This is a genomic window from Desulfovibrio sp. (genome assembly GCF_047607245.1).
In the GTDB taxonomy this organism is placed as follows: domain Bacteria; phylum Desulfobacterota; class Desulfovibrionia; order Desulfovibrionales; family Desulfovibrionaceae; genus Desulfovibrio.
The window spans coordinates 1-20,865 of record NZ_JASGDK010000162.1; the positions used below are offsets into that span (position 1 = coordinate 1).

General features: G+C 56.4%; 21 protein-coding genes. All 21 read right to left on the bottom strand.

The annotated features are described in order from the left end of the window. Positions 1-1,499, bottom strand: a 1,499-nt coding sequence (locus QM579_RS12160; RefSeq protein WP_414999402.1) for a phage baseplate assembly protein V, incomplete at its 3' end; no start/stop codon positions are given. 2 nt (positions 1,500-1,501) lie between these two features. Further along, a complete protein-coding gene (locus QM579_RS12165) occupies positions 1,502-1,981 on the bottom strand; it encodes a hypothetical protein (RefSeq protein ID WP_414999403.1) in 480 nt (159 codons plus the stop codon). Between the two features lie 14 nt (positions 1,982-1,995). Next, positions 1,996-2,187 carry a DUF5908 family protein gene (locus QM579_RS12170; protein WP_414999404.1) on the bottom strand — a complete coding sequence of 64 codons (192 nt, stop codon included), beginning with the start codon at positions 2,185-2,187 and terminating at the stop codon, positions 1,996-1,998. A gap of 25 nt (positions 2,188-2,212) precedes the next feature. Then, positions 2,213-2,668, bottom strand: a complete 456-nt coding sequence (locus tag QM579_RS12175) for a phage tail protein (protein ID WP_414999405.1) — start codon at positions 2,666-2,668, stop codon at positions 2,213-2,215. After that, positions 2,668-3,114, bottom strand: coding sequence for a phage tail protein (locus QM579_RS12180; RefSeq protein ID WP_414999406.1), 447 nt, complete (start codon positions 3,112-3,114; stop codon positions 2,668-2,670). Before QM579_RS12180 ends, QM579_RS12175 begins: the two co-directional genes overlap by 1 nt. A gap of 18 nt (positions 3,115-3,132) precedes the next feature. Next, a complete protein-coding gene (locus tag QM579_RS12185; RefSeq protein ID WP_414999407.1) occupies positions 3,133-5,106 on the bottom strand; it encodes a phage tail sheath family protein in 1,974 nt (657 codons plus the stop codon). Positions 5,107-5,125: 19 nt separating this feature from the next. Further along, positions 5,126-5,938: a hypothetical protein gene (locus QM579_RS12190; RefSeq protein ID WP_414999408.1), complete on the bottom strand. Its 813-nt coding sequence runs from the start codon at positions 5,936-5,938 to the stop codon at positions 5,126-5,128. After that, on the bottom strand, positions 5,938-6,462 hold the full coding sequence (locus QM579_RS12195; protein WP_414999409.1) for a Pvc16 family protein: 525 nt from the start codon (positions 6,460-6,462) through the stop codon (positions 5,938-5,940). Before QM579_RS12195 ends, QM579_RS12190 begins: the two co-directional genes overlap by 1 nt. Positions 6,463-6,585: 123 nt before the next feature. Further along, the gene (locus tag QM579_RS12200; protein WP_414999410.1) at positions 6,586-6,885 is read right to left on the bottom strand and encodes a PAAR domain-containing protein; all 300 of its coding nucleotides are present in this window, start codon (positions 6,883-6,885) and stop codon (positions 6,586-6,588) included. A gap of 70 nt (positions 6,886-6,955) precedes the next feature. Next, positions 6,956-8,998 carry an autotransporter domain-containing protein gene (locus QM579_RS12205; RefSeq protein WP_414999411.1) on the bottom strand — a complete coding sequence of 681 codons (2,043 nt, stop codon included), beginning with the start codon at positions 8,996-8,998 and terminating at the stop codon, positions 6,956-6,958. A 163-nt stretch (positions 8,999-9,161) separates the two neighbouring features. Continuing rightward, positions 9,162-11,780, bottom strand: coding sequence for a LuxR C-terminal-related transcriptional regulator (locus QM579_RS12210; RefSeq protein WP_414999412.1), 2,619 nt, complete (start codon positions 11,778-11,780; stop codon positions 9,162-9,164). A gap of 15 nt (positions 11,781-11,795) precedes the next feature. Beyond that, positions 11,796-12,782 (bottom strand): transporter, encoded by a 987-nt coding sequence (locus QM579_RS12215; RefSeq protein WP_414999413.1) that lies wholly within the window; start codon positions 12,780-12,782, stop codon positions 11,796-11,798. Positions 12,783-13,387: 605 nt separating this feature from the next. Beyond that, positions 13,388-14,017: an urease accessory protein UreG gene (gene ureG, locus QM579_RS12220; protein WP_414999414.1), complete on the bottom strand. Its 630-nt coding sequence runs from the start codon at positions 14,015-14,017 to the stop codon at positions 13,388-13,390. A 5-nt stretch (positions 14,018-14,022) separates the two neighbouring features. After that, entirely contained in the window at positions 14,023-14,916 is an 894-nt protein-coding gene (locus tag QM579_RS12225; protein WP_414999415.1) for an urease accessory protein UreF, read from the bottom strand. Then, positions 14,909-15,352 (bottom strand): urease accessory protein UreE, encoded by a 444-nt coding sequence (gene ureE, locus QM579_RS12230; protein ID WP_414999416.1) that lies wholly within the window; start codon positions 15,350-15,352, stop codon positions 14,909-14,911. Before ureE ends, QM579_RS12225 begins: the two co-directional genes overlap by 8 nt. A gap of 97 nt (positions 15,353-15,449) precedes the next feature. After that, positions 15,450-17,171 (bottom strand): urease subunit alpha, encoded by a 1,722-nt coding sequence (gene ureC / locus QM579_RS12235; RefSeq protein ID WP_414999417.1) that lies wholly within the window; start codon positions 17,169-17,171, stop codon positions 15,450-15,452. Continuing rightward, entirely contained in the window at positions 17,168-17,509 is a 342-nt protein-coding gene (locus tag QM579_RS12240; RefSeq protein ID WP_414999422.1) for an urease subunit beta, read from the bottom strand. The genes ureC and QM579_RS12240 overlap by 4 nt, the downstream gene beginning before the upstream one ends. A 59-nt stretch (positions 17,510-17,568) precedes the next feature. Then, positions 17,569-17,871: an urease subunit gamma gene (locus QM579_RS12245; RefSeq protein WP_414999418.1), complete on the bottom strand. Its 303-nt coding sequence runs from the start codon at positions 17,869-17,871 to the stop codon at positions 17,569-17,571. A gap of 268 nt (positions 17,872-18,139) precedes the next feature. After that, positions 18,140-19,198, bottom strand: coding sequence for an urease accessory protein UreD (locus QM579_RS12250; protein ID WP_414999419.1), 1,059 nt, complete (start codon positions 19,196-19,198; stop codon positions 18,140-18,142). 29 nt (positions 19,199-19,227) lie between these two features. After that, the gene (urtE, locus tag QM579_RS12255; RefSeq protein WP_414999420.1) at positions 19,228-19,923 is read right to left on the bottom strand and encodes an urea ABC transporter ATP-binding subunit UrtE; all 696 of its coding nucleotides are present in this window, start codon (positions 19,921-19,923) and stop codon (positions 19,228-19,230) included. Positions 19,924-20,018: 95 nt separating this feature from the next. After that, positions 20,019-20,865 (bottom strand): urea ABC transporter ATP-binding protein UrtD (gene urtD / locus QM579_RS12260; RefSeq protein ID WP_414999421.1); only part of this gene is annotated, 847 nt, incomplete at its 5' end.

Genomic DNA, 20,865 nt, shown 5'->3' on the forward strand with positions numbered 1-20,865 from the left:
AGGCTGTTGCCGTTCTTGTCCGTGAGGCTGATCAGCCCGTCCTTGTCGTTGAGGCACACGCTCTGCTTACCCGGAGTCTCAAGGGTGAGGCTTTTGTCTTCCTCGTTGAGCAGCAGGGTCAGGCCGCTTTTGCTCGCCCAGCCTTTGCAGGTGTTCTTTTCATCCTTGGCGGACAAAGAGTCCGGCGCGGGGTTGGCCTTGGAGGGCAAGGCTCCCACAACAACCGGCGCGCGCGGGTCGCCGCCCAGAAAGCCCAGGAGCACCTCATCGTCTTTTTCCGGCCGGAAGACCACGCCGTATCCTTTTCCCGCATACGGCGCTGCCATGCGCGCCCATACGCCTTTGCCTTCCCCGTGCAGCAGCGGAATATGCACCTGGATGCGACCGCCCTGATCCGGGTCGCCGGAAATTTTTACGACTTTACCGGAATACAACCCCTGAACTTGTGGCAGGCCGCCTTGCAGCGGATGGGCGAGGCCGGGGTTGCTTCCCTGCTGGCCCAGCCTCTCCAAAAAGTCGTAGCCGAACTGTATATCCAGGCTGCACAGGCCGGAACGCAGTTCCAGGCGCGTAGCCCAGATGAGCGCGGAGCCGTCGGCAAAGCCCGCGATATCCTGTATGAGCAGCATATCACCCGGCATGGCCTTGTCATAGCCGCGCAACCGCGCCCGGCCACAGAGAAAACCCAGCCCGGCCCGCCAGAGCAGACCCTTGCCCAGGTTCTTAGCTTCGTCTGGCTCCACGGCGTGGGGAATGAGCACCTCCTGCGTAGCTTTGCCTTTGGGCTTTGCCGTGCCGGGGAATTCCGGCTTCACTCCGGAGGATTTTTGTACTACTTCCTTTTGCGCTGCTTCATCCCAGGCTTTCACCGTAACGGAATCCAGCCAGGAACGGCTGTCCCACCGCGTTTCCAGCTCCATCACCGACTCGCTTGCACCGTTCACCCGTACCGTATTGGTGGACACCGGAGCATCCGCCGCACAGGCGCTGACCTTTCCATCCCTGACTATGGCCAGCAGCCCGTTAGCCCATAGGCGGGAGAGCAGAAAATCCCAATCATTGGTCCCTGCCTGCTGCATTTGTTCATGTTTGAGCGTGGTGTGCGGGATGTCCGCTGTCAGGCCGTGCCCGGAGAGAATGTCCTTGCAGATGTCGCTGTCGCTCTTGTCCAGGTACAGGCGGGTTTGCAGGCCAAGGGTCAGGTTGTGCGCCGCATCCCGGGCTTCCAGGCGTAACAGGCGTTCGCCGCCGCGCAGACTGAACCCGGCGGAGGTGAGCTGCCCCTTGAAAATGCTTGCGGCTTTGCCGTCTTCCCCTGCTTTCACCTCCACTGCATCTCCGGGCGCAAAAGAATCTTCAACCCCCATTTCCAGGGCCAGAACGGCCCGCATAAAAGGGATGCGGCCTATTTCGCGGACAAGCGTCAGGGCTGTAAGCCACTGGCCATATTCTTTACCCGCGCACAGCAGGTTCAGGTGCGGGGGGGTGTCCGTGCACATACTCACTTGTCCGGGTAGATTGTTTGAAAAGTGGCGGTCAGGGCTGCGCGCAGGGGGGCGCCTTTTCTGTCCATAAGCGTGACGTCCAGCTTTACCTTGCTTACCAGGCATTTTGCGCACAAATTGCCCCAGACCAGTCGGCAAAAGGGCGGCTTGGGCTTGCGCGTGCAGTTGCGGTTGAAAACCGTCGTAGTCTCCATAAAATTCCAGATTTCCTCAGCTACGTTAACTGAGCTTCTTCCCAGTGCGGCGGCACCAACTCCTGTACCGTCGATGATGAACTTCATGTCAAATACCGAGCGGCTTATGCCTTCCACGGCCATAGAGGTTCCGCCGTTAATCAGCGGGCTTTCTTTGAAGGAAAATCCCCATTCCAGGGTATAGCCTTCAGGGTTGAAAAGCACTGTATAGTCCTTGAGTTTGGACCGATATGTTTTATCGGTATATGTCTCAATGACCATTTTTGAGGTTGCGGCATCCATACTTGCCTTGACCTTCAGGCCTCGTTACGGTCTTTCAGAATTTGCAGCACTTCCTCAACGCACCTGTCCACCACAATCTGCATATCGGGGCATGTTCTTCGTGCATCCGAAGAACCATCTTCCGGAGATGCGGCAGAACGCGCACCGTGATCCTGCTCGTCCAAGAGGGTCATTGAAATGCTGATTTCCCGTATCTCCACCGACATGAATAGCTCCTTGTCAGGCCAAGTGTTAAGTCCGCTGATAGGTCAAGCGCAGGTTGGCGTAAGCCAGTTCCAATGTCTCAATCACCACAGCATTTGCAGTTGCATCCAGTGAGGTTAGAGACCAACGCACCGGCCAGGCTTGATGGGCTTGCCAGGTCATCAGAGGCGTATGTACCTCATCCAGCAAGCTGACAGAAACCAGTAAAGGATTGAAGGTAAAGTCCTCCAAGGCATCACGGACCCACTGGGAAAGCCGGGAATCAGTCAGGAGTCCGCGCTTTAACGAAAGGTTGGAATGTATGAGCCCCTTGGGCAGGCGGTATACAAAGCCATATTCACCGCCTTCCCGGAGGTCTTCGGTCTCCACCTTTACCTCAAGCCCGCTCACCTCTTGAAAACTCATATCCACGGGCTCGCCCATACCGGCAAACTCCACTTTAAAGCGAAAGCCTATAAGTGGGTATGAGTTGGGCAAGGGCATTAACGAGCTTCTATTTTCAGTTCTTCATAGGCCAAAGTCAGAGATTCCAGAGCCACCTCATTACTGTCACCCTTGAAGGTAGGCCCTTCAATTTTCATCGGCCAAGCTTTTAGCAGGGTCCAAACCATTTTGGTTTTTCCCTCCTCATCAAGCAGGTTTATGGCAATATCTTTACGTTTAAGCTTGTTGTGGTTCGTCATGATCCATTCAAAAAACTTGCTGTCAGAAGGGAATATGCCTTTTTTCAGGGTAACATCACTTACCTTGGGCCTGCCGGGCAGCTTCATTTCGCCGTACTGCTTACTGAGGCCGTCGCGGTACTTGATAACTTCGTATTCCAGATTGGGGCCGCTGATTTCACTGAACCCGATAGGGTCATTGTCGAAAATGACGGAGTAGCGAAACGAGACCAGGGGGTAAATTGTTGAGGAATCGGAATCCGGCATAGTGCACCCACTTTGTTATTAAGATTGTTGCATTTTATGCATGAATCGCAAGATGATGAATTCCGCCGGACGCACCACGGCCATGCCGATATCAACAATCAGGCGTCCTTCTAATATATCCTGCTCGGTCATTGTGCTGCCAAGCCCAACGTTGACAAAATAGGCTTCACCTGGTGCTGCACCCGCAAGTGCCCCTTCTTTCCATTTTTGCAGCAGGTAATTGTCAATAGTACCTTTTACCTTAGCCCATAGGTTCGCGTCGTTAGGTTCGAACACCGCCCAGGTAGTGGCCCGGCGCACGGATTCTTCAACCGTGATGAAAAAGCGACGCACAGGAATATAGCGCCACTCCTGGCTGTTGCCGTCCAAAGTGCGCGCTCCCCAGACCAGATGGCCCTGGCCGGGAAAGCTGCGCAAAGCGTTGATGGATTTTCCGGCCACGGAATCACTGTTCAGGGATTCCTGAACATCGGCCGTAATGACTTGGGTGAGGCCCAGCACATTGGTCAGGCTGATATTGGCCGGTGCTTTCCAAACGCCACGCCGCCGGTCAGTTGAAGCGTAAACCCCGGCCATGGCGGCGCTTGGCGGTTGTACGCGTAAGGCTGTCTGCACAGCGGAATGGATGGAGCGATATACAGCGCTATTGCTGTGCAGCCCATCGGAAAGGCGATCTATATTTTTGCTGGTGGCAGTGTACAATTCGTTGAAAAGAAGTTCCTGAAAACAATCGTGAAGCTCTGTAAACACATCCGGAGTCAGCGCGATGAGAGTGTTATACAGTTCTTTAAGTATGCTAACCGTATCTTCAGCATGCTCAACAGCACTGTATTTTGCGGTGATGGCCATCAAGCTGTCTAGGGCATGCTGGATCATATCCTTTGACATCGTATGATTTTGGAAGTTTTTATATTCCAATACACCTTCCAAGTCTTCCTGCTGCACCCCAAGAATGGAGGCAAACAGCCGGATATAGGCTGCGGCAATGGGTTTTATGTTATCCTGCGTAAGGGTCGGATATTTTTTGCTGATCACCTCGGACAGAAAGCGAGGCAGGTTTTTAGACTTGGGATCTGAAAGCGCCACTTTGGCTTCATCAACGGCCGTCATGAGGTTGGCCCGGTCCTCCAGCGCGGTGTCCAGCGCCTGTATGGCCTTTTTCGCTACCGGATCAAGATCGGCCAAGGCCAGCCTGGCGGAAGCAGGGTTTCCAGCATCTTCGGATGCGGCCTGCGCATCCGCGTCAAACAGATAGTCCTTGATATGGTGATAGCTGAAGGCTGTGGGCGTGTCTGCAATGATATAGGGCGTGTACGTTGCGCCGTAGCTGAGGTTCATGATGCCGATGCGGTTACGGAATTCTTGGCAGTCTTTCCGCCAGCAATCAAAATTCGGAGTATGCCGCCAATGCAGCAAGGTGCTGCCTTCTTTAGTCTCCTCTTTAATGTCCAGAATGGCGAAACGGTTCATGCGTTTGGCGCAGTGAGCTAGAGCGGCCTGCTGCACGCTGTAGCAGCTTTCTCCCAGCAGCACGGCTTCTGGCATGACCAGCAAGGTGACGTCATCGATAGATTCCAGGGCTGCCACAGCATCAAGGAATACCTGTTTTTCGTAATTTGTTGTTTCCTCATACGCTCCGGTGGAAACAATATAGCATTCTCCACCGCCGTTGGCGAAATACATGTATACAGTTTCATATAACATGAAGCATTTTTTAAAATGTACGGAATCTACAGCGGAAAACTGACCGCTCTGATTTTTTGTGACTAAGATAGATTCAAGATACAGTTTTGACATTCCCCCAAAGCGTTCTTCAAAATCTTTAAAAGAACGGATGTGCTCGGGTACACCCAGCAGGCTACGCCCGTCATAACGGGTTTTTTCTGTGTACCCGATAAAGGCGGGGATGGCGGACTGCACTTCAACCACAACACCGGGCAAGGTTGAAATTTCCTGTACATAAATGCCTGGAGTCAGATAATTGTTGGCCATGGCAACTCCTTGTGGTCAGTTACGAGATGATGCCGAAACAGCTTAAATCCACATGTACTGTGCCTGTATACTGTTGCAGATCCGCATTCCAGTTAAGCTGGGTAAGCTTTGGAGCCGCAAGATTTTCAAGCAGCGGCAGAAGTTGCCCTTGACCGTCTTCCATCATCAGATCAACGCCTTCTGCCGCGCGTTTTGCCAAAGGAAGCGGCGTTTGCGAGATAAAAGCTACACAATCCTCATCCGCCGTTGTCATGAGACGAAAATCATGAGCACTGCGTATATGTAGCGAAAATTCCGGTTTGGGGCTTACTGTGTATACCCAAAATATCCGGCGGGGCAGAATGGAAAGCCTCAGGCATAGGGGCTTGTTCCTGTCCGGCAACGGAAAGCGAACCACGCCGACAGGCGGTTGGCCAAAGGCACTGCCGAAATATTTTTTTCGACCGTCTGCTACTTCTTTACGTCGTTCCGGATTGTAGGCGACGACTTGCGGCGTTTCTTCTTTTTTATCTCCATGCGGAACGCTAAACAGCAGCAATTCACGGCCCGGAGCAAAGACAGGGATGTCACCCGCACGTATAAAATATGGTTCACTGCAAAATAGGTAACATTCTAGAAACGGGTTTGAATCGACGTCAGTTTTCCCTATCACGCTGTGGGGAGGCGTATATTTTGTTTCACCCCATATGGTCAGGCATCTGCCGTTAGACTTCAGGAACAGGCGCTGCCTTGAAAGAAAATGCTCGCTTGCTGCACTGGGCAGGATTTGCCAGAGCGTAAAGTCTGTAATCGGATGTTCAATGCTTAGAGTAAGAAATTCAGCGTATTCCATTAACTGCCTCCCTTCATGAAGGCTGTGTCAATTCCCTTAACAGCGGGAGCAGCGCTTTTTTTCGCTCTAAAGCGCAGAGAGCGTAGCTTGTAAAACATGAAGGGGATGGAATCATCCATAAAGGGATTCCACGTCTGCAGTTGCTGCACCAGGGGGAAAAAGTACGGTTCGATATGGAGGATATGTTCCGGCAGGTTCAAACCTGGAAAATCCGCGCGTGTGACCGAACTGGTCTCTTGGAAGCAGGACAGAGCACTAGAGAGATGGCGCAGACTTTCGCCATAATCCGCAAAAACGGAGTACAGCATAAAAATAATATTGGCGTCCAACGACATGCCCTGCAGCACATCGTGTTGCAAGGATGTTTCCTGCTCTAGACCGATGAACATTAGTCCCAGGTAATTCCGTTGTCCTTCGATTCCTTTGCCGGGGCAGGTGATATGAACAAACGGCTCACCGTTGGGGCGGGTTCCCACCCGCCGCCGCAAAGTATCGCGCACCGCGCAAAGGCCAGTGTGGATCATCGTTACACCTACGATTCACGTTAAGAAAGCGTCACGATCATCTTGTAAATAGAAAATGGGCATGACTAGCACAGAGGCCAATAAGGGGCTAAAAGCTAGTCATGACCCTAGGAAATCTATCTTTTATCCGATCAAAGCCGTGGGGCATCCCAACGCGATACTGCCGCCGTGTGCCGTAGCATCACCCATGCGGGCAGCGGGCAGTCCGCCGATCAATACTGTTGAGCTGCCTTGAATGATTGTATCTGGAGGGCCGATGCACACAGCCATGTCACTCACGCGAGCGGCAGGGAGAGAGCCTATCAGTACCGTGGGGCAGCCCGGTGGTAGAATTGGCCCACCCACATGCGGTATGGGGCTTGGAAAAGCTGGGGTCTGCATGGGGCAGGTGTGCATGTCAGTTATTCGTGCAGCTGGAGGCATAGGAGCTCCTGTTGTCATGACAGACGCAATGTCGGATAGTTACCTTCGTCCTGTGTTGCACAGCAGCCTGCTAAAATTCAAATTTCAACTGTAAGCTCCCGGCCACGCCTTCGCGCACGCCGGTATAGCCCTGTACACCAAGGTCAATGGAAAACCCGCTATCCTTCACCGGGCGCAAAGTCAGGCCCAGCTCACCCACGCCGGTATCGCCCTTGAGAGATGGCGAACCGATGTCCACGCCGTTGACGGATGAACGCTGCCTGCCGTCGAACTCATGTTCCCAGTGCGCGCCCACGTAGGGCGTGGCGTAGTCGCAGACTGCGTAATTGAAGCGTCCGCCCAAACGTGTGCGCAGGGAATCGGCATCCTTGAAGCGCACCTCGTCGTCATGCACGGTGACGTCGTCGCTGCCCTGATGCGTCCAGATAAGCTTGCCTGAAAGGTCGAGCATGGCCTTTTCCGTAAAGCTCCACTGGTAGCCCAGCCCCCCGTGTATGCCGTAGTAGGGCGCGGAGGTGTCGAAATCGGCTTTGCTGCCGTTGTATTTGATGTCCGAGCTGCCGAAGTTCGCGCTGATGCGGCCCATGCGGGCGGAGGCGTCGAAATAGAGGCCAGATGCCGGGCCCTGGGTTATGTCGTAACGGCCCAGGATGCCGCCGCCGTAGTAATTGGTGTTGCCGTTACCCTTGACGGAAGCATAGTTGCTGAAACTATTGTAGGAATCATAGCTGCCCCAGCCGCCTTCAAAGAACAGACCGGCCGTCAGACGGCCAATGCCGAGACTGTTGCCTATCCCCAATCCGGCCAGCATAGAGGCACCGGAAAGGTCAACGTGGCTGCCGGTGTTGTAGCGGCTCCAGCCGCCTTGCCCGGCAGCGAAGGCGTTAAACGAGAAGCCCGGCCCGCTCGTGGCGCGCAGAGCCGAATCCATGCCCTGATTCAGAATGAGGTCCGCGCCCTGACTGACAAAGGCCAGAGAGGCGGCACGGCCTTCGGCAAAGGCCTTGAGGCGCTCGTATGCCGGACCGGTGGGAGAAAGGGTGGACAGCGCGGCCATGAGGTTGTTGCCGGAAACAGTCAGGATATAAATGTCGCCGTTCAGATTTTGCATGACCAGCTTGGTATTGCCGTCCGTGTTCAGCAGCGTGTTGGCGTGAATCAGGGTAAACTGCTCGCCCGCGGCCAGATTGGGGCGCACGGATCCGTAACCGGCGGTCAGGGTTGTCCCCTGCAGGTTGGCAGTGCCCACGGTCAAGACGGTGCCGCCCGCTTGCAAGGAGGCGGGTAATACAATGGTCAGGTTGGCGTTCTGGGCGCTCAAGGTATTGATGACCTGTTGTCCGCCGTCGGCTACAAACAGCCGTCCGCTTCCGCTGACGTTCAGATTATTGATCACCATAGTTGCGACGCCGTAGTCCATGAAAAGTTCATGCCCGCCGGAAAGATTGGCCGTGTTTATTGAAAAATTTAGGGCGCCTACATTCCCTTTGGCCGTCAGGATCGTATTCTGGCTCCTGACGTCCAGGGTAGTGATATTGACGCTGATATCCCCATTGTTTAGCGAGTTATCAACAGTGACGGAAGGCGCGATGAGCGTGCCGAGTACCGTTAGAGTGGATTTTCCGCTCCAGGAACCATTGGAACCGTCCTTTTCGCTGATGACGGTGATGGGGCCGGTGGAGATGACGGTGGTTCCCCCGGTGAACTGCAAGGTAGCGTCTCCGCCTTCGTCAGGAGCCACGGGGGGAATGCCGGTGGAGGTTCCGGTGTCTCCGCCGGTGCCGCTGCGCACAAGGATGGAACCGGTAGTAACGGTCGCCCCGGTCATGGTCTGGCTGGCGCTGCCGCCTTTGCCGCCTCGGTTGCCGCCCCCGCCGTTGCCTCCGTTGCCGCCGATGACGGTGATGGCGTCAAACAAGGTTCCGTTGTTGTCAGCAGGTGTGGCGTCACTTCCATTCGCGCCTACACCGCCGCTGGTGCCGTCACCGCCGTCACCGCCTGTGACCGAAAGAGCCGCAGCATGAGCCGGAAAAGGCACTGCAAAGGCCAGACAAAAAATCCCAAGGGCCAGACCAAGTATATGCCTTCTCACATGCCCTATTCTCCAAACCATGCACCCACTCCTTTTTTTCCACTGACCATGTCTAGCCCTAATGATTGAATGCGCAAAAAATTTATCAACATACATCATTTAGAACTCGTTGGAAAAGAAAAATTCCAGCATACACTTAGGTACACTGGAATTTGGAGTTATAAAATATGACTGAGGGAGTATTTTAGGGAGTATTTTTGATCCAGGCCGCAATTTCACTCCGGCTATGGATTCCCAATTTTTTGTGAATGTTCGCGAAAATTTTCTTCACAGTGGTAGGAGCGATATAGAGTTCCGTCGCTATGGCGGCATACGATTTGCCGCTTGCGGCCAAGCGGGCCAGTTGCAGTTCCCTTTTGGTCAGCGGGCTTTTGCCACGCGAAAAATGTCGTGTAACCATGCCGTTGCGAGACTTTTGCCAGGCGGCGGTAAGGCGGCGGATGGCGGCAAGGCCGGAGCAATATGGGGACATGGTCCGAAGCGAAGACATTTCGGTCATGTTCCCATATTCCGTGTCCCCGTTTCCTGCCAGCAACGGGGCCAGAAAATCGCCGTTTTCCGCAAAGGGCATGTACAGGCCGTCCGGCAACGCAGTTTCCAGCGCCTGCCGCAATGTGTTTGCCGCCTCAGTATTTTTGCCCATAGCCAGCAGAGCTGCTGCCTGATAGATGCCCGCGTATATGGCAAAGAGCAGATTTTTGCCGAATACGTCTTTTTCCAGCAGATAGCCGAACAGGCCAAGAATTTTCGTATACTGACCGGAAAGGAGCAAGAGTTTGCCGTGGACAATGTAATATGTGCCCCTGGCAAAGGCATATAGGCGACTGTCTTCGCCCAGGTCGCTCCGCAACCAGGCCGGGACAGTTTCGGCTTCGCTGCCGCCTGAACTGGTGGCCTCTTCCCCGGTCCTGTCGCTGTCACGATCACCTGTTTGGCCGAGGGCCACGTACAGCCAGCCCTGGCAGATATCTACTGTATGCAGCAAAAAATAGTCGCGGCTTTTTTTAATCAACCCGCGCATGGAATTCACTAGCCGCCGTGCTTCCGTGAAATTTCCGGTTACCAGTGCCAGGCGCATCCGCAAAAAGAACGCACAGAGCACGTTGCTAAGTTGGCTGTGCCGCAGCGCCATAGCCTCAGCTTTGTGGCAAATGACGGCGGCTTGTTCAAAATTTCCGGCGTTGTATGCGGCTTCTGCTTCCAGCAAATACTCGCCACCGGAACCATGCCCGGAAGCTAGCGTATAATAATGGGGCAGGCATTCGTGCATCCGGCGGATTTCTTCCGCCAGTTGCCCGCTCTCACGGTAAAACATGAAAAGCACGGAAGGCGAGCCAAGTGTCCAGGGCGAATCCCGCCCGAACAAACGCGTGGGGCGGGCCAGCAGCGCGTTGGCCCGACGGTGGTGCGCAGACATGGCCTCGATGTCGTTGAACGCGGCGAGAGAAAGCAAAAATTCCAATTCTCCGCGCCAGACATCTCCCGCGCGCCCCTGCGGCAAAGCCGCGCAATGCTGCGTCAGCCAGCCGACTTGCGCGCCGAAGGCTGGAAAATCCGCCGCGCTGAAAGCGGCAATGGCGTATTTGAAGGCAGCACCCAAGTGGCGAGCGAGAATTTCTTCCGGGCAGGCTTTGAACATATCCACAAAAAAACGGGCTTTTTCCGTGACGTAGTTACCGCCCATGTCGCTTTCCAAAACCGTCAGGGCGGACTCAAAATCTTCGGCGGCGTAAAAGGCGTCTATAGCCTGTACAGCCTCCCCCCGAGTGCGGAACCATTCGCCGCAGCGAGCGTGGGCGGCTTTTTGCCGGGCCTTGGGCTGGCGGGCGAACAACTCCAAAATGTACTGCCGGAAAATGCTGTGTGGGGTATAGGTAGCGCTTGCCGGATCAAGGAACACAAAGGAGTTTTTACGTACCAATTCGTCCAGCAAAGGACTGCTATCGGAATTGAACAAAAAATCCGCCTGCGCCGCCGTGGCCTGTTCCAACGGAGCCAGAGCAAAAAGCAGTTCTTTGAGCGCCGGGGAAAGGGGCGCGTACAGCTCTTTTTCAATGAGACCGTTCAGGGGCGGAACACCACCTTTTTGCGGGTCAAAAGCGCCGCCTTTGCCTTGGTGGAGAAGGCGCAGATACAAGGCGCTGATCCAGCCGCCGGTCTGCTCATGCAGGGCGCGGGCTTCATTCACATCCACGGTCACGCCGCAGGCCGCGTAATAGTGCTGGATATCATCCGGTGCCAGAGTGAAGTACTCCCGTCCTACTTGGCGGAACAGACTCTTCAATTCCAAAAATTCCTGTCTGCCTGTGTAAGCGGCTCGACTGATCAAGGTCAGACGCAGGTTCGGAATGTCGCTTTGGGCCAGCAAATCGCACAACGTGGTCAGCCCGCGCCCGTCATCGTCCAGAAAGTGCACATCATCAACGATCAGCACGATTTTGCAGTTGAATGAGAAGCCCGAAAAAATTTCTCGTGCTTCATGCGCACGCGCGGTATCATAAGGATAACCTAAGAGCAAAAGCGATTCCGCAATAGCCGCACAGCGTGGAAAGGCGCTGGCAAGCTCGCGGCATAAAGTGCGCCAGAAGGCGTCTGACGAAGGCCCGTGCACGGAAACCCATATGGCCCGAGCCGGGATCGTGGCCAGAATTTCGCGCACGGCCACAGTTTTGCCGTAGCCCATAGGAGCTTCCACAAAGGTCAGAGGAACATCCAGTATGGAAGACAGCGCTCCGGTGAGGCGGGGAGTGAAGTACAGCGCGGCTGTACGCGGTTTTTGGGGGGAGGGCGTTTTTTGCTGCATAGCGCGGAATCTTCCTTAAAAGGCTATCAGGATGGAAAACTCATAGCGGGTATCTGTGGACAAGCGCATGGAGGTGAAATCGTCCTTCATATAGTCGTAATCGCGGTACACGGGGAATAGCACCGCCACGCCCAGCATAACAAAGGGGGCATCCAGCGGCTTGAACTGGATTTTGGGGCCAGCATAAATTTCCTGAAAACCGTTCTGCTGGCCTTTACCATCTATTTCGCTTTGCTGCTCAATGCGGTAATACGCTTCCGCGCCGATGTCGAAATAACGCGAGAGCGCCCAAGAGTAATGGGTGTGGAAGAGTGCAAAATCGCCCGGTTTGATGCCATGCGCGCCTTCGGTATAGGCCGCGTAGCGGCCGTCCAGATCCACGCGCTGGTTATGATCGACCCAACTGAAGCCACCGCCCGCAATGACAGAAAAAGCATTGGTGGCAAGATGTTTGTCCTTGTCCTCCACCTCTCCGGTGGGCAGGGTGACGCCGAGATCAAGGGCCACGGAAAACGGAGAATTTTCACTGCGTGTTATAATTCCGTACCGCAGCATCATAGTGGTGTCACCCCAGCCGCCCTTCCATGAACCGTTGTCGTTGTGGTTGTTAAGGTTCAGGTCGATGAAGGGAGTGGCCGTACGAATTTCAAAACGGTCGGTAATGCCGTAGCGAAGTTTGAATACGTTGACGAACTGATCTGCATCCTTTGGGCCGACTTTCATTCCCTTGGCCGGGCCTGCAGGAACACGCATGGTGTATGGTGAAGAACCTCTGTAGGGCTTGTACTCCGCCAGGCTGAAATGATTCATCACCGCGAATAGATGCGCGGGTATGGTTTCGCCCCCCGGCCATGCCTGCGGCAGCACCATCGGGCCGGGGATGCGTTTTTCAGACTTTGGGGGAGCGTCGGGAGCGGCGAAAATCGCAGCGGGCAATGCGAGAACGCAGAGAAAAAATAGAGCGCACCCGCGCATAAACGCACCCGTGGAATACCGCTGCATTACATCTCCTGATATGGTTGTTGACGATTTATTATGCTATTATGGGCGGTTTTACAATGTGCAGTGTGGAAATTGGTTCAGATTGGCCGATATTGGTCTTTGGTACCAAGTTAAAAATTAGTGGTACGCCGTTGTCGCCAAGAAGGATCAATTAGATTTTCCAAACGGTTGATATAGTCTTTTAAAGAGTGTTCCTTATGCACCGTCAGCTAGCAATGTGATGGTTTGGCGCTGAATCAACTCGCTAATGAGGATCGCGGATTCCTGAGGCTGCTTGTCTGAAGGTGGCACAGTGATAGTGTGAGGCTACACGCGAAGGTAGGGGAGGTACTGTGCGCCATACATCGGCTCGCTTGTGACCCCATTGTGATCCTTGTGGGGACGGAGCGTATTGGGGGCGCCAAAGGGCCGGAAAGGTGTATTTCAAGCTAGGAAAAAACAAAAAAGGATTACAACTAGCTAGCTGTAATCCTTATGTTGACTGATTCGATTCCCAAGATGGGACTCGATTAGTAGTTGAACAATTTTGTTTGTGACTCAGAGCCTATGCAGACGCCTCTGCTGTAAAGATTGCGTTTTCGTCAGGCGCTGGCTGTTTTTCGCCACTATGTGGTCTGGCCGGGCAGCCGCAGCATACCCTCGCGAATGATAAAGGCGATCACAGCCTCAATGCCAGCTCCGGAAAGCATTTCGGTCAGTACATAGGGGCGTTCGCCGCGCATGCGGCGGGTGTCACGCTCCATCACGTCCAGCGAGGCATGCACCATGGGCGCAAGGTCAACCTTGTTGATAATGAGCAGGTCGGACTTGGTGATGCCGGGGCCGCCCTTGCGCGGGATTTTATCGCCGCCGCTTACGTCAATGACATAGATGGTGAGGTCGGCCAGTTCCGGACTGAACGTAGCGGACAGGTTGTCCCCGCCGCTTTCCACTAACACCAGCTCAAGGCCGGGGTGACGCACCTGAAGCTCTTCAATGGCCTGAATATTCATTGAGGCGTCTTCGCGAATGGCGGTGTGCGGGCAGCCGCCCGTTTCAACGCCGATGATGCGGTCGGCTTCAAGAGCGTTGTGGCGCAGCAGAAATTCTGCATCTTCGCGGGTGTAAATGTCGTTGGTGACGACGGCCATATTGTAGTGCTTGCGAAGGCGCACGCACAGGTGGCGCAAGAGGGCTGTTTTGCCGGAACCCACAGGGCCGCCAACGCCCACTCGCAGACAGGGTCTATTGGTCATGACGTTCAACTCCTGAAAAGTCGGGTGTATTGTCGTTCGTGTCCGGCGCTGCACAGGGCAAGGCCGGGGAGGCTGGAGCCGATGTCTTCATCGGGCAGGGTCGCTGCCTCGACCACCAGTTGCGGCACGGCAGGCATGAACTCCAGCAACAGTTTTTGTGCGGCGGTCTGCCCCAGGGGCACGGTTTTGCAAGCGACGGCCACCTGATTTTGCAGCCAGCTCCACACATAGGCGCAGGCCGCGTCCAGCCCGTCGCGTTGCTGCGCGGCAGGATCGCAACAAGGTTCCATACTGCGTGCGTGCTGGTCGAGCATGACGGCGGCAACTGCAAAACAGGCTGTGTATCCCGCAGTGTCAGGCAACGGCCAGGGCGGCAGCATGTTCTGATCGTGCAAAATACGGCGCAGGGCACGTCCCATCTGGATTTCTTCCTGCCACAGTTCGCGGCTTTCACGCCCGGCAAGCATAAGAGCGTTCCAGCGGGACAGCGCATCGGCATCAGCACTGCATGCTGCCGCGTGCATACGCAGCAGAAGGGGCAGATCGTTGTGCGCAAAGCCCATCCGCAGCACGCCCCAAAGCCAGCGGCGCACGCCTTCCGCAGTGTCTGCATGCCCCCGCTCCACGGCGGCAGCAAGGCCCTGCGACCATGCAAAACCGCCAACAGGCAGGGATTGCCCCGCCAGATAGAGCAGGGCTGTCAGACCAAACTGCGGCCCATGCCATGCCCTGTGGTTACAGCTCCGGCTATCATGCGGCCCGGCCTGCCCTGACAAGTTTTCCGCCTGCCTCTGCGCTGTGCGCTGTTGAACAAGGCAGGTTCCGCCTGCCAGCGCCCTTGCAGGAAGTGGCAGCTCGGATGCCAGATCATTCATAAGTCCAGCCGCCAATTCAGCCATGACTGTGTCCGTGCCCACCATAGGCACCGCCTTCGGGCACAAAGGGCAGATTGTCGCGGCGCAGGCGCAGACCCAGATTTTCCGCCAGTTCTTCAAGCACGTGGTCGGGCATAAAGCGCAGCCACTTCTGCCCAAGCTGCAAGGCGGCGTGGCGGTTGCCAAGGTGATAGCAGGCGCGGGCCAGAGTTGCCCAGTTGGGGGCAATGCCCGTCACCACGGGTTCCGCGCGATTGCGCACAATCACCAGCACTTCCCCGGCGCGCAGAATATCACCCTCACGCAGAACCTGCCCGCGCGTGAGGAACAGGCCTGCGTCTTCGCCGCTGTCCAGCCGCAGCCGCTGACGGCATTTCCCTCGCTGCTCCCAGGTCAGGGTAAGGGTGGCCGTAGGCTCCAGATTGGTGTGCTGCCCCATGTTTTCGGTAAATTCCAGCATGGCCGCTCCTTGGATGGTTGCCTAAAGCATTTTAACCTTCAAATTGTATATATCCACACTAGTTGAACCAGCCTTGGGCATGGTTTGAACAATACAGTTAGAACAAAAAATACCGTTGCGCCAACGGCAGCACTTCCGCCGGAGCGCAGGTGAGTATTTCGCCGTCAGCGCGGACTTCATACGTTTGCGGATTCACGAAAATGGACGGTGTGGCGCTGTTAAGCAAAAGGTCGCTCTTGCACAGGGTGCGCGTGTCCCGGCATGGGGAAAGCCCACGCCGCAGTCCCATCTCCCTCAGCCGCTCTTTGCCGCCGTTTTCCATAAAGGCGCGTGAAACAAAGCTCAGGCTGGCGGCAGCCGCAGCTTGGCCCAATGCGCCAAACATGGGCCGGTAGTGCATGGGCTGCGGCGTGGGGATGGAGGCGTTGACATCGCCCATGGGCGCGGCGGCAATCTGCCCGCCCTTGATGACCAGCGATGGTTTGACCCCAAAGAAGGCGGGCTTCCACAACACGAGGTCGGCCAGAAGGCCGGAGGCAACAGCGCCGATTGCGTGGGAAACGCCGTGGGTCACAGCAGGATTGCAGGTGTATTTTGCCAGATATCGGCGTACGCGGAAGTTGTCGTTGCCGTTCCCGCGGTCTTCGAGCAGGGGGCCGCGCTGAACCTTCATTTTGTGGGCGGTCTGCCATGCGCGGGTGATGACCTCGCCCACGCGACCCATTGCCTGCGAGTCGGACGAAATCATGGAAATCACGCCCATATCCTGCAAAATATCCTCTGCGGCAATGGTCTCGCGCCGGATGCGCGAATCGGCAAAGGCCGCGTCTTCTGGCAGGGAGGGGTTGAGATGATGGCAAACCATGAGCATGTCCAGATGTTCGTCCACGGTATTTACCGTGTAGGGTCGGGTGGGATTGGTGGATGAAGGCAGCACGTTAGGCAGGGAGCAGGCGCGCAGGATGTCGGGCGCGTGACCGCCACCTGCTCCTTCCGTGTGATAGGTGTGGATGGTGCGGCCACAGAATGCGGCCAGCGTGTCTTCCACAAAGCCCGCCTCATTGAGCGTGTCGGTATGGATGGCGACCTGCACATCGTATTCGTCAGCCACGGTAAGGCAGGTGTCAATGGCAGCCGGGGTGGTGCCCCAGTCTTCGTGCAGTTTCAAGCCGCAAGCTCCCGCCTCGAGCTGCTCGCGCAGGGCTCCGGGCATAGCGGCGTTGCCTTTGCCCAGAAAGCCAAAATTCATGGGCAGCGCGTCTGTGGCGGATAGCATGCGTTCCAGATGCCAGGGACCGGGGGTGCAGGTGGTGGCGTTGGTGCCCGTGGCAGGTCCGGTGCCTCCCCCAAGCATGGTGGTGATGCCGCTGGCAAGGGCTTCTTCCACCTGCTGCGGGCAGATGAAATGGATGTGCGAATCCATGCCGCCAGCGGTGAGCAGGCAGCCTTCACCAGCGATAATCTCTGTGCCGGGGCCGATGATCACGTCCACATGGGGCTGTACATCGGGGTTGCCCGCCTTGCCAATGGCGGCGATGCGGCCACCGCGTATGCCAAGGTCGGCCTTGATGATGCCGAGGGCCGCATCCATAATGACTGCATTGGTTATGACGGTGTCCATAGCGCCGTCAGCATTGCTGATCTGGCTCTGGCCCATGCCGTCGCGAATGACCTTGCCGCCGCCAAAGCAGACTTCATCACCATAAACGGTGTGGTCGCGTTCAATTTCGATCCACAGTTCCGTGTCCGCAAGGCGGATTCGGTCGCCCGTGGTGGGGCCGTACAGTTCGGCATACTGGCTTCTGGGGATGCGGATCATGCTTTTTCCTCCCTGGGGGCTTCGGCATCAAGTGCCCCCATGATCTGGGCGCGAAAGCCAAACACGCGGCGGGCTCCGGCGTAAGGCACAAGGCGGACATCGCGTTTCTGCCCCGGCTCAAAGCGGACGGCGGTTCCGGCTGGTATGTCGAGCCGCATGCCGCGCGCTGATTCGCGGGCAAAAATCAGGGCAGGGTTTACTTCAAAAAAATGGTAGTGCGAACCCACCTGAATGGGTCTGTCGCCGGTGTTGGAAACTTCCAGCACCACCTCGTGCCCTTTTGAAAGTGCGTTGAGGGTTATGTCTCCCTCTGCAATATGAATTTCACCAGGAATCATGCGCCCCCCTTGTGTGTTCATGCGGGTTGCCGTTGTGGGTTGCCAGTGGGCGGCCCTGATTACAGAATGGGGTCGTGCACGGTCACAAGCTTGGTGCCATCAGGAAAGGTGGCCTCCACCTGCACTTCGTGGATCATCTCGGGCACGCCGTCCATGACGTCCTCACGCGCAAGCAGGTTGCGGCACGAACCCATGAGTTCGGCCACGCTTTGACCGTCGCGCGCGCCTTCAAGCACGGCCAGACTGATGTAGGCTACAGCCTCGGGGTAATTGAGTTTGAGACCGCGAGCCCTGCGCCTTTCTGCCAGCAATCCGGCGGTAAAAAGCAGTAGTTTGTCTTTTTCTCTGGGCAAAAGTTCCATTATACCTCCAGTGTACGCGGCACGCCGCATTATTTCCGTAACACAGTATGGTCGCAGCTTGTCTGCAAAGTACTCCAGAGCAGATCAATTTTGAAAATGTACATTCTCAACATTTACGGCACGCTCGCTTCGGCGTCTAACAACGCAAATAAATAGCGGTGCTGTCTTCGTCCGTAAGTCCTGCGGGCAATGGCTGAAGCTACACTTACGGCTTCGCTGCGGGCGACGGCTCACGCCGTGGCCAGAGCAATTTCAAAGTGAAAATGCTCTAAAAAGCTCCGTACCAGATGCGCGGCATGTGCGGCGAACAACCGGTCAACGCTGGCCGCAGCATATTCCAAGCCGTCAGCAGCAGGTTGCGCGCTTCTTCCATGTCCGGCCCCAGATAACGCACCACAAGCACTTCGCCGCGCACAGTGGCTCCGGCCCGTTCTCCCATGTGGGCAGACAGGGGAGCGGACTTGGCCTGGGCAGAACTGTCGCTAGCAGCAGGGCTTTGCCTTTCAGGCGCATCATCAGGCATATCATCGGGTGCAGCATCAAAATCGCGGTTGGGCGAGAGTATGCCTTGCAGGGCGGTGCAGCATGCTTCCAGTGTGGTGAGGTCTTGCCCGCCATCCGCTCCGCGCCCCACGGCAAAAAGGGTGGCGGAAACCGCCTGACCTCTCAGACCGCAGGCGCATTTTTGCAGAGCATCGCCGCCTTTAAAACGCAGCACCTCATGTAGTATGGGTATGCCCTCGCGAGTAAGGTTGAGGCTCTGACGCACGCTGCCTTGGGTAAAACGTTCATTGGCGGCAGGGCGGCCAAGGCAGATCATTTCCCATCCAATGCAGGCGCTGGCATTGTCCAGTTCCACCAATGTACGCATTTCGGCCCGCGCGCCGTCATAGATGATGGTTTCACGCGGCAGCCATTCCAACATGCCACCTGTCACGTGCAGGTCTGTGACTTGGCGTTGCGCCACGTTGTGCGCATCTGCAGCGTAGAATTTGGAGGCCGAGGGCGCGGTGAGCAGTGCGTGCGCGCCTTGCTCCAGCCGTACGGCAAGGCTCAGGTCGTCGCCGCTTACAAGGCCACCAGGCGGATGCAGCAGGCAGCAGTGGCAGGGTTGGGATGCCTGCGCCCGGCCTGGCACATTCGTGGGCACTGCTTCGGGATAGAATGGCCGCTGCACACGCAGAGGCCCGCTGAATTGCATTTTTGCCAGCGTGGTACGCCCTTGCCGCACCGAAAAATCCAGCTCCATGCGCGCGCTCCAGCGCCGGTCAGGCGTAAAGCAGTGACCGTGGAGATTGTCGGCAGGGTTTGCGGTGGTGGCAGACATGCGGTTGCTCCTGGATTCCGTGGTGGAAATCAGACGCTCAGAAAGGCTTTGACAGTGGCATCGTCCAGTCCGCGCATGTTGCCCTGCGAAACGATGTGCCCACGATCCATAATCATGTATGTATCTGCCATGCGGCGGGCAAAAGGCACTTTTTGTTCCACCAACAGCACGGTGAGGCCCATTTCTTCGTTGAGTCTGCGAATGGTTGTGGCGATGTCGCGCACAATATTGGGCTGAATGCCCTCGGTTGGTTCGTCCAGAATGAGCAGACGCGGCTCCAGCGTGAGAGCCCGTGCAATGGCAAGTTGTTGCTGTTGGCCGCCGGAGAGATCGCCGCCTCTCCGGTGCATCATTTCGCCCAGCACGGGAAAAAAATCAAAGATGAACGGAGGAATGGCCCCGGCCCTATCCTTGCGCATGGGCAGCGAGAGCTCCATGTTTTCGCGCACGGTCAGCAGGGGGAAGATTTGGCGGCCCTGCGGCACATAACCGATGCCCAGGGCTGCCCGTCGCTCCACAGGCAGAGGAAGCACGTCCGTTCCGTCAAGGAGAATATGGCCGGAGCGTGCGGGTAACACACCCATGATGCACTGAAGCAGCGTGGTTTTACCCACGCCGTTGCGCCCCATGAGGCAGGCGCACGAACCGGCCTTTACCTCAAGGTTAACGTCGCGCAGGATGTGACTTTCGCCATAAAACTGGTTAAGACTTGTGATATGCAGCATAACGCTCCTCCTGGAGCAGGGGATTCGAAAATTGGCTGTTTGCAGCATGCGCCCGCCCAAGATTAGCCAGCGGCTGACCAGATGCCAGGCAGAGCCTAGGCAGCGCCCATCGGTTCCCCCAGATAGGCCTCAACCACGGCGGGGTGGTTCTGCATCTCGTCCATGGTGCCCTCGGCCAGCACGCTGCCCTGATGCAACACCGTTACCCTGTGGGCAATGGCCCGTACAAATTCCATGTCGTGCTCCACCACCATGATGCTCTGTTCGCCTTCAAGGTCGTGCAGCAGATCGATGGTGCGGTCCATTTCTTCAGGCGTCATGCCCGCAACGGGTTCGTCCAGCAGCAGAAGCTGCGGTTTCTGCATGAGCAGCATGCCGATCTCAAGCCACTGCTTTTGCCCGTGCGAGAGCTTGCCAGCCTGCAACCGGGCCAGCTCCGTTAGGCGGATGCGGTACAGCACTTCTTCAATAAAGACCTTGTTGTCGGCAGAGAGCCGCGCACGAAACGTGGGCCATACCCTTTTGTCGCCTGCCAGTGCCAGTTCCAGATTTTGCAGCACGCTCAGAGCCTCGAACACCGAGGGTTTTTGAAACTTGCGGCCAATGCCAGCCTGGGCGATGGCGACCTCATCCATTTGCAGCAGGTTGCAGGTGCGGCCAAACCATGCGGAACCTGCATCAGGCCGGGTTTTTCCGGTGATCACGTCCATCATGGTGGTCTTGCCCGCGCCGTTGGGGCCGATAACGCAGCGTAGCTCGCCCTTGTCCACATAGAAGGTCAGGTCGTTAAGCGCTTTGAAGCCGTCAAAGCTCACGCTGATTTTTTCCATGTACAGCGCGATGTCTGGCTTGCACACCATGTGACGCGGGGGCCGGGCGCGCATCATCAAGGGGCGCTTGTCAAAGGGGGGGTGCGTTTCTTCGTAAACGCGGGCGGCTTCG

Excerpts from the sequence above, each read along its gene's own strand:
- QM579_RS12180 (WP_414999406.1), bottom strand. The coding sequence starts at position 3,114 with ATGCCGGATTCCGATTCCTCAACAATTTACCCCCTGGTCTCGTTTCGC.
- ureE (WP_414999416.1), bottom strand. The coding sequence starts at position 15,352 with ATGCTGGAATTTACCGAAAACATGGGGCAGCACACCAATCTGGAGCCT.
- QM579_RS12225 (WP_414999415.1), bottom strand. The coding sequence starts at position 14,916 with ATGGCTGAATTGGCGGCTGGACTTATGAATGATCTGGCATCCGAGCTG.
- QM579_RS12190 (WP_414999408.1), bottom strand. The coding sequence starts at position 5,938 with ATGGAATACGCTGAATTTCTTACTCTAAGCATTGAACATCCGATTACA.
- ureC (WP_414999417.1), bottom strand. The coding sequence starts at position 17,171 with ATGATCCGCATCCCCAGAAGCCAGTATGCCGAACTGTACGGCCCCACC.
- ureG (WP_414999414.1), bottom strand. The coding sequence starts at position 14,017 with ATGACCAATAGACCCTGTCTGCGAGTGGGCGTTGGCGGCCCTGTGGGT.
- QM579_RS12165 (WP_414999403.1), bottom strand. The coding sequence starts at position 1,981 with ATGGATGCCGCAACCTCAAAAATGGTCATTGAGACATATACCGATAAA.
- QM579_RS12175 (WP_414999405.1), bottom strand. The coding sequence starts at position 2,668 with ATGCCCTTGCCCAACTCATACCCACTTATAGGCTTTCGCTTTAAAGTG.
- QM579_RS12210 (WP_414999412.1), bottom strand. The coding sequence starts at position 11,780 with ATGCAGCAAAAAACGCCCTCCCCCCAAAAACCGCGTACAGCCGCGCTG.
- QM579_RS12250 (WP_414999419.1), bottom strand. The coding sequence starts at position 19,198 with ATGTCTGCCACCACCGCAAACCCTGCCGACAATCTCCACGGTCACTGC.
- urtE (WP_414999420.1), bottom strand. The coding sequence starts at position 19,923 with ATGCTGCATATCACAAGTCTTAACCAGTTTTATGGCGAAAGTCACATC.
- QM579_RS12195 (WP_414999409.1), bottom strand. The coding sequence starts at position 6,462 with ATGATCCACACTGGCCTTTGCGCGGTGCGCGATACTTTGCGGCGGCGG.
- QM579_RS12245 (WP_414999418.1), bottom strand. The coding sequence starts at position 17,871 with ATGGAACTTTTGCCCAGAGAAAAAGACAAACTACTGCTTTTTACCGCC.
- QM579_RS12170 (WP_414999404.1), bottom strand. The coding sequence starts at position 2,187 with ATGTCGGTGGAGATACGGGAAATCAGCATTTCAATGACCCTCTTGGAC.
- QM579_RS12185 (WP_414999407.1), bottom strand. The coding sequence starts at position 5,106 with ATGGCCAACAATTATCTGACTCCAGGCATTTATGTACAGGAAATTTCA.
- QM579_RS12200 (WP_414999410.1), bottom strand. The coding sequence starts at position 6,885 with ATGCCTCCAGCTGCACGAATAACTGACATGCACACCTGCCCCATGCAG.
- QM579_RS12205 (WP_414999411.1), bottom strand. The coding sequence starts at position 8,998 with ATGGTTTGGAGAATAGGGCATGTGAGAAGGCATATACTTGGTCTGGCC.
- QM579_RS12240 (WP_414999422.1), bottom strand. The coding sequence starts at position 17,509 with ATGATTCCTGGTGAAATTCATATTGCAGAGGGAGACATAACCCTCAAC.
- QM579_RS12215 (WP_414999413.1), bottom strand. The coding sequence starts at position 12,782 with ATGCAGCGGTATTCCACGGGTGCGTTTATGCGCGGGTGCGCTCTATTT.